The 15,557-nt window shown below is 51.5% G+C and carries 17 protein-coding genes and 1 pseudogene; all 18 read left to right on the forward strand.

The features are described 5' to 3' along the window. The first annotated feature begins 115 nt into the window (after positions 1–115). The 18 genes and pseudogenes from BUE08_RS03550 to BUE08_RS03635 all read left to right on the forward strand — a co-directional run bounded on the left by BUE08_RS03550 (position 116) and on the right by BUE08_RS03635 (position 15,550). A complete protein-coding gene (locus BUE08_RS03550) occupies positions 116–784 on the forward strand; it encodes a virulence protein (RefSeq protein ID WP_270189967.1) in 669 nt (222 codons plus the stop codon). Continuing rightward, a complete protein-coding gene (locus BUE08_RS03555; protein ID WP_270189966.1) occupies positions 775–999 on the forward strand; it encodes a DUF4314 domain-containing protein in 225 nt (74 codons plus the stop codon). The genes BUE08_RS03550 and BUE08_RS03555 overlap by 10 nt, the downstream gene beginning before the upstream one ends. 1 nt (position 1,000) lies before the next feature. Continuing rightward, positions 1,001–1,177, forward strand: a complete 177-nt coding sequence (locus tag BUE08_RS03560; protein ID WP_118475223.1) for a DUF5049 domain-containing protein — start codon at positions 1,001–1,003, stop codon at positions 1,175–1,177. A gap of 132 nt (positions 1,178–1,309) precedes the next feature. Continuing rightward, positions 1,310–1,675: a DUF7698 family protein gene (locus BUE08_RS03565; RefSeq protein ID WP_270189965.1), complete on the forward strand. Its 366-nt coding sequence runs from the start codon at positions 1,310–1,312 to the stop codon at positions 1,673–1,675. A 4-nt stretch (positions 1,676–1,679) separates the two neighbouring features. Further along, entirely contained in the window at positions 1,680–1,928 is a 249-nt protein-coding gene (locus BUE08_RS03570; protein WP_257271399.1) for a DUF7678 domain-containing protein, read from the forward strand. 121 nt (positions 1,929–2,049) lie between these two features. Next, positions 2,050–3,651 (forward strand): terminase large subunit, encoded by a 1,602-nt coding sequence (locus BUE08_RS03575; protein WP_099225064.1) that lies wholly within the window; start codon positions 2,050–2,052, stop codon positions 3,649–3,651. Positions 3,652–3,667: 16 nt separating this feature from the next. Next, complete coding sequence (locus BUE08_RS03580) at positions 3,668–4,996, forward strand: phage portal protein (protein WP_333490398.1); 1,329 nt, start codon at positions 3,668–3,670, stop codon at positions 4,994–4,996. After that, positions 4,993–5,721 carry a head maturation protease, ClpP-related gene (locus BUE08_RS03585; RefSeq protein ID WP_031475236.1) on the forward strand — a complete coding sequence of 243 codons (729 nt, stop codon included), beginning with the start codon at positions 4,993–4,995 and terminating at the stop codon, positions 5,719–5,721. Before BUE08_RS03580 ends, BUE08_RS03585 begins: the two co-directional genes overlap by 4 nt. Positions 5,722–5,736: 15 nt before the next feature. Then, positions 5,737–6,972, forward strand: coding sequence for a phage major capsid protein (locus BUE08_RS03590; protein WP_009242871.1), 1,236 nt, complete (start codon positions 5,737–5,739; stop codon positions 6,970–6,972). 19 nt (positions 6,973–6,991) lie between these two features. Then, entirely contained in the window at positions 6,992–7,327 is a 336-nt protein-coding gene (locus BUE08_RS03595; RefSeq protein WP_031476029.1) for a head-tail connector protein, read from the forward strand. After that, entirely contained in the window at positions 7,324–7,656 is a 333-nt protein-coding gene (locus BUE08_RS03600; RefSeq protein WP_270189963.1) for a phage head closure protein, read from the forward strand. The genes BUE08_RS03595 and BUE08_RS03600 overlap by 4 nt, the downstream gene beginning before the upstream one ends. Next, positions 7,653–8,039 (forward strand): HK97 gp10 family phage protein, encoded by a 387-nt coding sequence (locus tag BUE08_RS03605; protein WP_009242874.1) that lies wholly within the window; start codon positions 7,653–7,655, stop codon positions 8,037–8,039. The genes BUE08_RS03600 and BUE08_RS03605 overlap by 4 nt, the downstream gene beginning before the upstream one ends. Then, positions 8,036–8,362, forward strand: coding sequence for a hypothetical protein (locus BUE08_RS03610; protein WP_099224999.1), 327 nt, complete (start codon positions 8,036–8,038; stop codon positions 8,360–8,362). The genes BUE08_RS03605 and BUE08_RS03610 overlap by 4 nt, the downstream gene beginning before the upstream one ends. Before the next feature lie 5 nt (positions 8,363–8,367). Next, positions 8,368–8,952, forward strand: coding sequence for a major tail protein (locus BUE08_RS03615; RefSeq protein ID WP_009242876.1), 585 nt, complete (start codon positions 8,368–8,370; stop codon positions 8,950–8,952). 11 nt (positions 8,953–8,963) lie between these two features. Beyond that, positions 8,964–9,332: pseudogene (locus tag BUE08_RS03620) on the forward strand (hypothetical protein); the annotation flags it as partial. 187 nt (positions 9,333–9,519) lie between these two features. Next, positions 9,520–12,240, forward strand: coding sequence for a phage tail tape measure protein (locus BUE08_RS03625; protein WP_270189962.1), 2,721 nt, complete (start codon positions 9,520–9,522; stop codon positions 12,238–12,240). 1 nt (position 12,241) lies between these two features. Beyond that, positions 12,242–13,021, forward strand: a complete 780-nt coding sequence (locus BUE08_RS03630) for a distal tail protein Dit (protein WP_286680377.1) — start codon at positions 12,242–12,244, stop codon at positions 13,019–13,021. A gap of 6 nt (positions 13,022–13,027) precedes the next feature. Further along, positions 13,028–15,550 (forward strand): phage tail spike protein, encoded by a 2,523-nt coding sequence (locus tag BUE08_RS03635; RefSeq protein WP_286680378.1) that lies wholly within the window; start codon positions 13,028–13,030, stop codon positions 15,548–15,550. The last annotated feature ends 7 nt before the right edge of the window (positions 15,551–15,557 follow it).

The following is a 15,557-nucleotide window of genomic DNA, read 5'->3' on the forward strand; positions in this document are numbered from 1 at the left end:
TTTTCTACCTGAGAAAATGTCGGAAATCGCTTGATAAATAAGGCTTTCAGAGTGATGTATATACATGCCGAAAGGCACAGCCTAAAACCTTAATTAACAAAGGAGGAACACACTCATGAAAGCAAATTACAACGTAACCGGAAACGACAGAAAAGCATTGGTCGCGGCCATTGAAAAACTCACCGGCGACAAGGCAGTCTACATGCGTATGCCGACTTGTGCTTACGAGATCGGCGACGTCACGGTCGACAAAGAAGGCGGCGTAACCTGCGAGGACGCTGACAAGCTGGAACGCATCATCCACAGCCTGATCTCGGATGGCTTCACACCGGAAGATACCGAGGTGGTTGAAAGCGACGACGAAGCCACCGGCCTTACGGTCAGCCTCCCGATCGACAAGGTGGCGGTCGGAAATCTCACCAACCTACTCACAGCCAAGGAAAGCCTCATCAAGAAGGCACTCGGCATTGACGACCTTGGCATTGAGGTCTCAGAAGATACGGTCAGCTTCCCTTGGTTTACTGAGATGCCGGAGCCGGACGAGGTCAAGGCCTACACCCACTTCATTGCATCCCTTGGAAAGATGAGCCGGAATTTGAAGCGCATCAGCGCCACCGAAAAGGAAGTCGACAACGAGAAGTACGCATTCCGCTGCTTCCTCCTGCGGCTTGGCTTCATCGGAAACGAATATAAGGCAGAGCGCAAGATTCTCCTTAAGAACCTCTCCGGCAACTCCAGCTGGAAGAACGGCGCACCGGAAAAGGAGGTGGCAGCATGCGAATGATCACGAAAGAGCAGCTTGAAGCGCTCCGCTCCCGCTTCCCGGCAGGCACCCGCGTGGAGCTTCTCCAGATGGACGATGTACAGGCACCGCCCATCGGCACCAAGGGAACCGTTACGGGAGTCGACGATACCGGCAGCCTCATGGTGAACTGGGACAACGGCTCCGGCCTGAATGTCATCTACGGCATTGACCGTGTGCGAAAGGTGGTGGACTGATATGGACGAAAAGGTAAAGGAGCAGATCCTCGCCATACGGGATACCGGCCTAACAAATATGTTCGATGTGAACACGGTGCAGCGGCTGGCCTATGAACGGGACTTCTACGAGCTGGTTTTATACCTTGAGGATCACCGGTCTGAATACGTGAAATTCATCATGTCCGGCGAGGCATAAACTACACAATTTAGGCCTCAAATGTTCCCGCAGGATTGTCACATATATTTCGATAAATAGCTTGCTATTACATGCGTTCAGAGTGATATATGTACATACCAAAAGGGAAAACAACCACAAGGAGGAACCACCATGAAGTACACAATCGAAGCCATAGAAAACGCGAAGCCCGGAATGTGCTGGGAAGAAATCGGATGCCAGTGGACACTGGGACAGGCCTACCTTTACAGCAAGGAAGCCGGAAACGACCTGCCGAATTTCGCCGAAGTCATCTGGGATTACGACATCGAAGCGATCCTCGAAGATTGCCGGAAGCTCGGAGTAAAGGAATTCACCATCAGCTCCACCTTCTCAAGCCTCATCGAGACCATTGCAAAGTTTGAGGAGCTCGGCTGCACGCTGGACGGAATTGTAAAGGTCAAGGAGCGCTACACCCACTTCGGAAGCGACGAGCACGCCCTCATCCCGGCCTTCAAGATGACGGTAAAGGAGGCGTAAGAAAATGTGGAGCGAAGGAGTTATCGGCATCCCGGATGCCAAGGACAAGAAAAAATATACCAAATGTCACTACTGGGTAAAGCACTACGACGAGCCAAGCGAGACCTACGGCATCAACGGCGGCAGGATCAGCAAGCTCATGATCAAGATTGACGGCGAGACCGTTTGCAACTATGACAGAGGCTGGGACATTCATCCCACCTGCAAAGAAGCAGAGATGGCGCTTTGCATCCTGCTGGAGAATCACAACTAAGCATTAAACCCGAATATGAATATTCCGGGAGACTGAGCCAGTAGGCTCTTTCTCTCGTACTGATACCAGATCGCTATGGCGGTCTTTTATTTTGCCCTGAAAGGAGGCGGCTACCGTGCCAATGCGAAAACTGAAAAACTATAAGCCGACCCGCTTCATGGCAGAGACTTCTCACTACAGCAAGCAGATGGCGGACTTCGCGGTGATGTTCATCGAGCAGCTCACCCACACTAAAGGCACGTGGGCAGGAAAGCCCTTCGAGCTCATCGACTGGCAGGAACGGATCATCCGCGACCTGTTCGGTGTCCTGAAGCCGAATGGTTACCGTCAGTTCAATACGGCCTATATCGAAATTCCTAAGAAAATGGGAAAGTCAGAGCTGGCCGCTGCTGTCGCCCTGCTCCTTTGCTGCGGTGACGGTGAGGAACGCGCCGAAGTCTACGGCTGCGCTGCAGATAGACAGCAGGCCACCATCGTTTTTGATGTTGCTGCGGATATGGTGAGAATGTGCCCGGCGCTTAATCGTCGCGTCAAAATACTGGCCTCCCAGAAACGGATCATCTATGAGCCTACCAACAGCTTCTATCAGGTGCTCTCCGCTGAGGCCTACAGTAAGCACGGCTTTAACATCCACGGTGTGGTATTCGATGAGCTGCACACCCAACCGAACCGGAAACTCTTTGATGTAATGACAAAGGGCTCCGGCGATGCCAGAATGCAGCCGCTGTATTTCCTGATTACCACAGCCGGAAATGATACAAACACCATCTGCTATGAAGTCCACCAGAAAGCGCAGGACATCCTCGACGGCAGGAAGGTCGATCCAACCTTCTATCCGGTCATTTACGGTGCGGAACCTGACGAGGACTGGACTGATCCGGAAGTGTGGAAAAAGGCAAACCCCTCTCTCGGTATCACGGTCGGCATTGACAAGGTGGAAGCGGCCTGCGAATCGGCAAAGCAAAACCCCGGTGAAGAGAATTCCTTCAGGCAGCTGCGCCTTAATCAATGGGTAAAGCAGGCTGTCCGCTGGATGCCAATGGATAAATGGGACGCCTGCGCCTTTCCAGTTAATGAGGACGACCTCGAAGGCCGTGTCTGCTATGGCGGCCTTGACCTGTCCTCCACTACGGATATTACTTCCTTTGTACTGGTATTCCCGCCACGGGATGAAGACGACAAGTATGTGATCCTCCCGTACTTCTGGGTGCCAGAGGATACGCTGGATCTTCGCGTGAGACGCGATCATGTGCCCTACGATACTTGGGAGAAGGAAGGCGTGCTGCAGACGACCGAAGGCAACGTCATCCATTATGGTTATATCGAGAAATTCATCGAACGCCTCGGCGAGCGCTTCAATATCCGTGAGATCGCATTCGACCGCTGGGGAGCAGTCCAGATGGTTCAGAACTTGGAAAACATGGGCTTTACTGTCGTGCCCTTCGGACAGGGCTTTAAGGATATGAGCCCGCCCACAAAGGAACTCATGAAGCTGACACTTGAGCAAAAGCTCGCTCACGGCGGCCACCCGGTGCTCCGCTGGAATATGGATAACATCTTCATCCGTACTGACCCAGCCGGAAATATCAAGGCTGACAAGGAAAAATCTACAGAGAAGATTGACGGAGCCATCGCTACCATCATGGCGCTTGACCGTGCGATCCGCTGCGGCAATGACAACGGTGCTTCTGTCTATGACGACAGAGGCATTTTATTTATCTGAAAGGCAGGTGATCAATATGAGCATATTTTCAGGACTGTTTCGTTCAAGAGATAAGCCTACCAATTCAACAACCGGAAGCTCCTACCGCTTCTTCTTCGGCGGCACGACCTCCGGCAAGGCTGTAACGGAGCGCTCCGCCATGCAGATGACGGCGGTCTACTCCTGCGTGAGGATTCTGTCCGAGGCGATTGCAGGACTGCCGATTCACCTCTATCGATACGGCGAAGGCGGCAGCAAGGAAAAAGCGATAAATCATCCGCTCTATTTCCTGCTTCACGATGAGCCAAATCCGGAAATGACATCCTTTGTATTCCGGGAAACATTGATGACGCACCTACTCCTGTGGGGAAATGCCTACGCGCAGATCATTCGGAACGGCAAAGGTGAAGTGGTCGCGCTCTATCCTTTGATGCCAAATCGTATGACGGTCAACCGTGATGAAAACGGAGAGCTTTATTACGAATACCAAACATCACAGGATGAGGCGCACACGATGAACGGCAGCCGTGTGAGGCTACAGCCGTCCGACGTACTGCATGTTCCCGGCCTTGGCTTTGACGGTCTTGTGGGCTACAGCCCGATTGCTATGGCTAAGAATGCCATCGGCATGGCAATAGCCTGCGAAGAATACGGCGCTAAGTTTTTTGCAAACGGCGCGACTCCCGGCGGTATCTTGGAGCATCCCGGTGTGGTAAAAGATCCGGAGCGTGTTAGAGAAAGCTGGAACTCTGCTTTCGGCGGCAGCTCTAATGCAAACAAGGTGGCTGTGCTGGAGGAAGGCATGAAATATACGCCTATCTCCATCTCACCGGAACAGGCGCAGTTTTTGGAAACACGTAAGTTCCAGATCAATGAAATCGCACGTATCTTCCGCATCCCGCCTCACATGATCGGCGATCTTGAGAAATCGAGTTTCTCAAATATCGAGCAACAGTCGCTGGAATTTGTGAAATACACGCTCGACCCGTGGGTATGTCGCTGGGAACAGTCCATGCAGAGAGCCCTGCTCTCTCCGGATGAAAAGAAAAACTACTTCTTCAAATTCAACGTGGACGGTCTGCTCAGAGGCGACTACCAGAGCCGCATGAACGGCTATGCGGTCGGACGCCAAAATGGCTGGATGTCCGCTAACGATATCAGGGAGCTTGAAAACCTCGACCGTATTCCAGAGGAGGAAGGCGGCGACCTGTACCTGATCAATGGCAATATGACCAAGCTCAAGGACGCAGGTATTTTTGCGGCCTCAGCACAGACGCAGGAGGAAGCTGATGAAACGAAGGAAACACAAACCGAACCGGAACCCGAAGACGGGCGCATCCGGTTCAGAAAGAAGGAGGCACTATGACCAGAAAGTTTTGGAACTGGGTGCGAAACGAGGAGCCGGACAGCTTTGGCTCCGACCGAACGCTCTACCTCGACGGCGAAATTTCCGATGAAACGTGGTTCGGCGACGAAGTAACACCCAAGCTATTTAGTGATGAACTGCATGCAGGAGATGGAAACATCACCCTCTGGATCAACTCTCCGGGCGGTGATGTTTTTGCTGCTGCACAGATCTACAACATGCTGATGGACTACCCACATGATGTGACGGTCAAAATTGATGCTCTTGCTGCTTCGGCGGCATCGGTTATCGCTATGGCCGGAACAAAGGTCTGCATGAGTCCCGTAGCCATGATGATGGTACACAACCCTGCGACCATCGCCATCGGTGATACCGAGGAAATGCAGAAAGCCATCGACATGTTAAACGAAGTTAAGGAATCCATTATGAACGCCTACGAAATCAAGTCCGGGCTCTCCCGTCACAAGATTTCACAGCTCATGGATGCCGAGACATGGATGAACGCCAAAGAAGCCGTGAAGCTCGGCTTCGCTGACGAGATTCTGTTCAGGGATGGAGAAAAATCCGTCCCGGAGGATACGGCTGACGCGGAGATGCTTTTCTCTCGCAAGGCCGTCACTGATTCACTGCTTTCCCGACTGATTCCTAAGAAAAAGCCGGAAGCAAATAAACACATGGTACCAGTAACCGATCTTGAGAAGCGCCTTTCGCTTCTCGCACATTAAAGGAGGATTTTTATTATGACTCAGATTATGGAACTCATGGACAAGAGAGCGAAGGCATGGGAGGCCGCTAAGGCGTTTCTTAATAGCCACTCTCAGAACGGCGGCATGGTTTCTGCGGAGGATGCCGCAACCTACGACAAGATGGAAAAGGAAGTCACCGACCTCACCAAGGATATCGAGCGCCTGCAGCGTCAGGAGCAGATCGACAAGATGATGAGCGCACCGACTTCTACTCCGCTCACCGGAAAGCCCGGTGTAAAGGATGAACCGGAGGATAAGCCCGGCAGAGCTTCTGCAGCCTATAAAAAGGCCTTCTGGGACAACATCCGTCATCCCGGCAATCCCGCAATCCGCGATGTACTTGAGGAAGGAACCGATGCAAACGGCGGATACCTTGTTCCGATTGAATTCGAGCACACCCTTGTTCAGGCGCTCAATGAAAACAATATCATGCGTACTATCGGCTGCAAGGTCATCACCACGCAGAACGAGCGCAAGATCCCTGTGGCAAATGGTCACACGCAGGCGGCGTGGACTGCCGAGAACGGTGCCTACACCGAGAGCAATCCGACCTTCGCGCAGACCAGCATTGACGCTTTTAAGCTGACTGACCTCATCAAGGTGTCCGACGAGCTGCTTTCCGACAGCTTCTTTGATATCGAAGGCTACATCTCTGAGGAATTCGGTCGCGCCTTCGGTGAAGCTGAAGAAGATGCCTTCATCAACGGTGCTGTGCAGACCGGCCAGACGGCTATCGACAGACCTACTGGCCTGTTCATTCCTTCTGCCGCTGGTGGTGCTCCTTCCGGCGTAACCGCAGCTTCCGCTACGGCAATTACCGCCGATGAGCTGATCAGCCTTGTGTACTCTCTCAAGGCACCGTATCGCAGCAAGGCGAAGTTCCTCATGAACGATGCCACTGTCGCAGCTATCAGAAAGCTCAAGGATCTGAACGGCGTCTATGTATGGCAGCCTGCTCTTACTGCCGGAGAACCTGACAGACTGCTTGGCTATCCGCTCTACACCTCTCCGAAGGTACCTACAATGGCCGCAGGTGCAAGAGCCATCGCATTCGGCGACTTCTCCTGCTACTGGATCGCTGATAGAGCTGGTCGCACGATCAAGCGCCTCAACGAGCTTTACGCTACCAACGGTCAGGTCGGCTTTACCTGCACGGAGCGTGTTGACGGCAAGCTGATCCTTTCCGAAGGCATCAAGATTCTTGACATGAAGGCAACTTCCGGTTCTTAAGGCAAGGAGGTGAACGACCGTGGCTTTGATTTCAACTGAAGATGCGAAGGCCTATCTGCGCGTAGATTCGTCGGATGAGGATGCCACGGTCGGTATCCTCTTGGCCTCCGCAATTCGCTTATGTATTGATATTGCAAGACTTACGGATGATCAGTGGGAAGTGGTCGACTCCGATGCGGCTTCTTCTGATGAATATACCGAAGCGGAGCTGTCTGCAATCCGGGAAACCATGAAGGTCGCTATCCTCTATACCTGTGCCTATCTCTTTGAGCACAGGGAGGAAGCCGACCACCATGCTCTTACCATGACACTACGCTCACTTCTTTTTGCAATACGGGAAGGAGCGTTTTCATGAATATAGCAGCTATGAGGGTGCGCGTCACTTTCCAGAAAAATACAGTCATCGTCGACAAATACGGAAACCACAAAACCGGCTGGTCGGATTATTTTTCCTGCTGGGCGACTGTCGGCACGAGCTCCGGTTCCGAATCTTCCGATGTAGTCATCAATCCGGAGGAATCGCTGGACTTCACCTGCCGCTACTGCTCTGAGCTTGCGGCTGTGGAATCGACAAAATACCGGATCATCGCGGAAGGCCGCACCTACAACATCACCTATGTGAATCCGATGGGCTATAAGCATAACAGCCTGAAATTCAACTGCAAGCTGGAGAAGAACGCATGAGTAGAAATGTATCAATAAACGAGATGGGCGACGCCATTATGGAGGAGCTTGAAAAATATTCAAAACTCGCCACAGATGACCTGAAGGCCGCTGTGAAAGAAACTGCTGCTTCCGTCCGTAAGGATATTCAGGCAGGCGCTCCGGTCGATACCGGCAAATACAAGAAAAGCTGGTCGGTCAAGAATATGCACGAGGATTCACAGAGCATTGACCTTGTAGTGCATTCGAGGAACCGCTATCAGCTGGCACACCTTCTGGAGCATGGGCATGTGAAACGTGGCGGCGGACGTGTTCCGGCACAGCCTCATATCGCCTCAGCCGAGGAGCGCGGAAACGAAAAGCTCGTCAATACCATCAAGCAGAAGCTGGGAGGTGGATCATGACATACGACGATGTAATCACCATGTTAGAGGAAGCCGGTCTGCCGCTTGCCTACGACCATTTTGCCGAAGGCGAGTCACCAGACCCACCCTTCCTCGTTTTTCTTTATCCGGGCTCTGACAATATGTTCGCGGATGACACGGTGTTCAAGAAAATTGATGAACTGAACATCGAATTATACACGGACGTAAAAGACCCGGAAACAGAAACCCAGATCGAGGACATCTTAATCGCCCACGACCTGCCTTATGAGAAATCTGAGGTATGGATCGAGTCGGAGAAGTTGTACGAGGTCTTATATCAAACACAGATCATAGGAGGTTAAAAACTATGCCTAACACGAGTAACAAGGTCAAGTTCGGCCTTAAAAACTGCCACTACGCCATTGCTACGCTTGCCGCTGACGGCACTGTCACCTTTGGTACACCCGTAGCAATGCCCGGTGCCGTATCCCTTTCGCTGGATGCTGAGGGAGATAATGATCCATTCTATGCGGACGACTCCGTATATTACATGGTTTCAAACAACAACGGCTATTCCGGCGACTTTGAACTGGCGCTGATCCCGGAGAGCTTTCTTACGGATGTCATGCACGAGACTGAGGATGCAAACGGCGTCATTGTTGAGAACAAGGATGTAGAGCCGGAGCATTTTGCGCTGCTCTTTGAGTTTTCCGGCGACCAGAGAAAGATCCGTCACTGCATGTATTACTGCAGCGCGACCCGTCCTTCCGTCACCGGCAGCACCAAGGAGGACTCTACCGAGGTGCAGACTGAGACGCTCTCCATCACAGCTTCTCCGCTCCCTTCCGGCATTGTGAAGGTCAAAACTGGTACGAACACTACAAGTGCTGTTTACGACGCTTGGTACAGCTCTGTATATGAGCCGAGTGCTTCAGTAAGTAGCGGTGAATAAGGAGGCGCGATATGGCAGTAACAAAAACAATCGAAGTTGACGGCAAAGAGGTGCAGTTCCGCGCCTCAGCCGCCATTCCTCGCCTTTACAGAAATAAGTTCCACAGGGATATTTACAAGGATTTAAACGAGCTGCAGAAAGGCATCGATGAAAGCGACGCAGAAAGCTCCAATCTGGACACTTTCAGTCTGGAGCTTTTTGAGAATATCGCATGGCTGATGGCAAAGCATCAGAATCCTGATGTCCCGGATACTCCGGAGGACTGGCTCGACCAGTTCAACACCTTCTCCATTTATGAAATCCTGCCTCAGATCATCGAGCTGTGGGGACTCAATGTGGAACAGCAGGTGGAATCTAAAAAAACATCATCCGACAGAGCGGGAAATGACAACCCCGCTCTTTTTACTCCGGTGTGTGCAGATCGGGCTTTCCATCTCGGAGCTCGACCTGCTCACTATCGGGACTGTCAATGACATGTATGCAGAAATGAGCAACGACGATTACAACTATCCTGCGCTCGCGACACAGGAGCAGATGGATCGATTTTAACAGGAAGGAGGTCACCGCATGGCCGACAGAATAAAAGGCATAACCGTGGAAATCGGCGGCGATACGACCGGCCTTTCCAAAGCCCTCTCCGGCGTAAACAAAGAAATCAAATCAACTCAGTCGCAGCTAAAAGACGTCAACAAACTCCTAAAGCTCGACCCGACAAATACCGCGCTGCTCGAACAGAAACAGAAGCTCCTACAACAGGCAGTCTCCGAAACGAAGGAAAAGCTCACACAGCTGAAGTCCGTGCAAGACCAGATGGATGCTGGACTTAAAAACGGTACCGTCACCCAGCAGCAATATGATGCATGGCAGCGTGAGATCATAGAGACCGAAAACGAGCTCAAAAACCTCGAACAGCAGTGTCGGGAAACAGATACTTCTATCACGGCAACACTCCGGGCTACCGGCTCTAAACTGCAGGAGGTCGGCGGGAAAATATCTGATGTCGGTACGAGCCTATCGACGCATGTAACGGCTCCCATTGTCGCCATCGGCGCTGCCTCCATTGCAGCCTTTAACGAGGTGGATGCTGGCCTTGACATCGTTGCACAGAAAACTGGTGCTACCGGCGATGAGCTGGAGGATATGTGCCAGATCGTAAAAGACCTCGCCACGGAGATACCGACGGACTTCGAAACTGCCGGTGCTGCTGTCGGCGAGGTCAACACGCGTTTCGGCCTGACCGGGCAGGCGCTGGATGACCTCTCGGCAAAATTCATCAAGTTTGCCCAGCTCAATGATACCGATGTTTCGACATCTATCGACAATGTATCCTCCGTCATGAACGCCTTCGGCATGGACGCTTCCGAGGCAGATAATCTTCTGGATGCCTTAAACGCTACCGGTCAGGCCACCGGCATTGATATGGACACGCTGGCAAATGCCCTCTCCTCCAATGCCGCGCAGCTGAAGGAAATGGGACTCACTGCCCAGCAGGCCGCTGGCTTTATGGGCATGGTGGAAATGTCCGGCCTTGATACCTCTGCCGCTATGATGGGCTTAAAGACCGCCATGAAAAATGCAACGGCAGACGGCAAAACGCTGGATCAGGTGCTTGCGGAATTTTCTGCTACCATGCAGGGAAGCGGCAGCGATGCTGAAAAGCTGCAGGCGGCCTATGACCTTTTCGGAAGTAAGGCCGGTGCCTCCATCTATAATGCCGTGCAGACCGGAAAGCTCAACCTGTCGGATTTCTCCGGCTTCCTCGGAGATTTTGAAGGCAGTGTCGAGAACACCTTCAATGAGACACTCGACCCGATTGACCAGTTCCAGATGACCATGAACTCTCTGAAGGAAACCGGTGCAGAGGTCGGCAACTCCCTGATGTCAGTTCTCGCTCCTGTCCTTAAAGAGCTCTCTGACAAGCTGAAATCTCTCGCCGAATGGTGGAACAACCTCGGAGAGCCTATGCAGCAGATGATCGTAAAGATTGCGCTCGTGGCTGCTGCAATCGGGCCGGTACTTGTAATCGTCGGTAAGGTAATCTCCGCTGTTGGTACGATTATGACGATTATTCCTACTGTTACCACTGCTATGGCCGGAGTAAAGACGGCGATGGCTGGTCTGAATGCTGTCATGGCGGCAAATCCGATAGGCCTGATCATTACGGCCATCGGCCTACTGGTAGCTGCATTTATCTACCTGTGGAACAACTGTGAGGGCTTCAGAGAATTCTGGATCAACCTCTGGGAAAATGTCAAGGAGATCGCCATTACTGTATGGACGGCGATCAAGGACTTCTTCGTCAGTGTCTGGGAGGCAATAAAGAACACCTTCACCACTGTGGTAAATGCAATCAGCAGTTTTCTTACCACAGCTTGGAATACGATAAAAAGCACGGTCGAAACCGTGATGAATGCCATAAAGACGGTTATCTCTACGATCTGGAATGGCATCAAGAGCCTTTTTGAAACTATTTTCAATGCAATCAAAACTGTAGTGACCACCTATTTCAATATCTATAAGACGATCATCGAAACCGTCCTGAACGTGATAAAGACCGTGGTTACTACTGTTTGGAACGCGATAAAAACAGCTGTTGAAACTGTCGTGAATGCTATAAAGACGGTCATCACCACCGCATGGAATGCCATCAAAACTACGACCTCTACGATTTTCAATGCCGTTAAGAGCGTGGTCACTTCCGTTTGGAACGGTATAAAGAGCGCAGTCATGAATGTGGTTAATGCCATGAAGTCCGGCATCAGCAATGGCTTCAATGCGATCAAGAGCACGGTGTCCAATATCGTAAATGGGATCAAGAGTACCATCTCGAATGTGTTCAATACCATCTGGAGCACGGTATCCGGCATCGTAAACAAGCTAAAGAGCGTATTCAACTTCAGCTGGAGCCTACCGAAGATCAAGCTGCCGCACTTCTCCATCACAGGCAGCTTTTCGCTGAACCCGCCATCCATACCGCACTTTTCTGTAGATTGGTATAAGAAGGCGATGTCCGGCGGCATGATCTTAAAGGATGCGACCATCTTCGGCCAGAGCGGCGGCACGCTTCTTGGCGGCGGTGAGGCCGGTGATGAAGCTGTGGTCGGTGTGAGCTCGCTGCGCTCCATGATTCAGGATGCAGTAAGCAGCGCTACTCTCAGTGTTTCAGGCGACCAGCCTCTCATCAATATTGAGGAAATGAGTGTCAGAAGCGACGACGATATCCGGAAGATTTCTCAGCAGCTCAATACTCTGCTGACTGCCGGACGCAGGGCGAAAGGACTGGTGTAACATGGGATTTTCATTTAACGGAACAACCTCCCAGTCTATGGGACTTGCGACAAGAATTACAAACGAATACCGGATGCCGGATCTTAGAAACAACACGATCACCATGCCCGGACGACACGGTGTATTTGATTTTGGAGAAACGGTATCCGAGCGAAAGATACTGATTTCCTGCTTCATTCCTCCGGGAAAGACGGACGAGCAGTTTCTTTCAAAAAAGGACGATATTATCGAATGGCTGAATCCGGACAAAGGCCTCTGCCAGCTCATTCTGGACAAGGAACCGGGACGAGTGTATGAAGCAAGGCTTACATCCGGATTCTCCTTTGACCGGGCAGTCCGTAATTCCTGCACCTTTGATCTGGAATTTTTCTGCCCAGACCCTTATGGCTATGCCATATCAGACGAGACCTTTGATTTTGCGGAAACCGGAACCTTTACCGCGTCTCGCGCTCTTGGGAATATCGAGTCCTACCCGGTCTACTCCTTAACGGGTGTAATTCCTTCCGGGACGGACTCGTATATCTCCATAACCACAAACGGCAGCGAGCTACAGATCATTGGACGGCTTGCCGCCGGAGAAACATTGATTATTGACTCCGATCTGATGACGGCAAAAGTAGTTGACTCTAACGGAGAAACCCTCCGAAACGGTCTCCCGCTTTTGTCGGAGCTTAATTTTCCGGTCTTAAACACGGGAGATAATACCATCGTGATTGCTGTGGTCGGTACGAGTACAACATTTACGGAACTGAACATTCAAGCCAGAAGCCGCTGGAGGTGATATTGCATGGCTCTTAAAAATATATTGAATACCCAAGATGCCTTCACCGGCGAGTTCCCGGCTGCATGGGCTCCCGACGGTCTCTGGCGTTTTAACGAGTCCGAACCGGATGCAGATGATTATCTGGCGGATTCCTCCGGGAAGGATCGTAAGGCATATATTCATAACTGGAGCGGAACAACCGCAGATATGAAAACAGGCAATTTCGGTCGCTATTTTCAGATGAACATCAATAATCCTTCATCGGAGAAAACCTACCTGAAAGTAGAAAATGACGGCAGCATCTTCTCAAGCCTCGGTGAAACCATCGTGGTCGGCGGCTGGATGAAGCCCACGACATATTCAGTCGGCAACACCTATACTCCGATCCTAAATACCCGCTATGGTTCCGGACAGCCGATTTTCTATCTGTCGCTGATCAGAGGAAAACCGAGGATTATGCTGTATAACTCCTCCGGTTCTCTGATCCTCGATACGTCGGTAACGCCATCATTCTCTTTGCTAAACGGCTACTGGTATTTTATCGCCTGTGTGATCAAGCCAAATGCCAAGACAGCGCAGTACATCCTTGGCGATAAAAGCTCCGGCACGGTTTGGCAGTCAAGTGTGCTGACCTTTACCGGAGAGCTGAACCGTAGCTGTGTGGCTGACCTCATCTGGGGAATGCACGCAGACTCCTACTGGTATGCAGGCGGCTTTGATGATTGGTTCCTCGACTGTGATTCTGATCTAACTGCCGATGACCTTGCAGAATATTTTCTGGAATCGCTCTCCGCAAACGGTGCAGATCTGACCGGTGATGTGGACGCTCTGACGACACCGGATGTCGTTACGCTTCGAGCTACAGACTCTGTCTATCCATCAAGCGGACAGCTCATTACTGCAGCAAGGGACTGTGGCGTGACTGGCAACGGCAGAGTTTCTGTAAAAGCTGATTACTCTCCGGGAGAGACCTCTATCTCGCTTGTGGAAACAGCCACCTCAGATGACCTCTCCGCTTGGACAGAGTGGCAGGCTGTCGGTGCAAACGGCGAGCTGGAATCTCCTGCAAAGAAATACATCAAATACCGCGTCACGCTTTCTACCACAAATACAGCAAGGACGCCTACGCTGACATCTATCAGTCTGTACGATAATCCAAAGCCGCTCTATACCAAACTTGGCTATGCAAGACCGGTCATTCTGGACTCAGACGGGAATGTGGAAGCTGTGTTGGATAACGCATATGACATTATTGTGACCAGTGAGATCAACGGTGTGGATGAGCTGGAATTTAAGCTGCCGTTTCAGGATAGCAAACGCGCCTATATCGATAACGAAAAGACCGTGCGTATTGTCAGCGACACCTATCGCATCCGCACGATTACGGACGACAAGGAAGAAAGCGGCAAGGCCATCACCACGGTCTATGCAGAAGCGGCATTCTATGATCTTGCCTACTCCGTGAAAAAGGACGAGATTACCTTTAACGCAGACACGGCTGATGTGCCGATGGCTTATGCCCTGCAGGGTACCGACTGGGATGTGGGCACGGTTAATGTCTCCACAAAGCGTACTTGGACTTGCTCTGAGAAAAACGCGCTGGCAATTTTGCGTGCAGTACAGAACATTCACGGCGGCGACCTGATTTTTGATAACGCAAACAGGATCGTGAAGCTCCTAACCTTCTCCGGTGAAGATTCCGGCGTACTGTTCTGCTACAAGAAAAACATGAAATCCATCCAACGCGTCATTGATACGACCAGCCTGATTACAAGGCTTTACGCCTATGGCAAGGACGGCATGACCTTTGCTTCGATCAATGGCGGCAACGAATATGTGCAGGACACGACCTATACTTCCGAAATACGAATTGCTACGCTGGATTGCTCGAACTTCACCAATCCATATCAGATGCTGGAATATGCCAACATGCGACTTGCAGACTATGCCTCTCCGCGTATCTCCTATGTGCTAAAGGCGATGGATCTGTCAGTATTGACCGGCTATGAACATGAAACATGGGCGCTGGGCGATACGGTCATGGTGAAGGATGATGACCTGAACCTGTCTGTAAAGACCAGAATCGTCCGCAGGGAATACAACCTGCAGGAGCCTTGGAATACGGTGCTGGAGCTTTCCACTACCCTCCGGGAGCTGGGCGATTCCTCCTCACGCTGGGATAGCGCAGCCGATACGCTGGAGTCTACCGATCTGATAGACAGTCAGGAAATGAAGGATCTGGTGCCGTTTAATCACCTGCGTAATTCCAGAGCAGATTCCGGTCTTACCTACTGGCAAAACTCCGGATTTACCGTGGATGCAGATAATGGCGTATCCGGCACGGCTTCCTTCAAATGCGAAAGTGCGCTGAATACCACAAAGAGTCTTTCACAGACCATAACGCCCGCCAACCGGCAGTGCTATACCTTTTCGGCGCAGATTGCCTCTGAGAATCTCTCAAAAGGTACGAATGGACAGGTGGGCATTGAGGTGACCTTTGAATACGAGGACGGAACAACGGAAACACGATTTATAGACCTGATCTGAAGGAGGG

The organism is Tepidanaerobacter sp. EBM-49 (genome assembly GCF_001896645.1).
Classification (GTDB): domain Bacteria; phylum Bacillota; class Thermosediminibacteria; order Thermosediminibacterales; family Tepidanaerobacteraceae; genus Tepidanaerobacter; species Tepidanaerobacter syntrophicus.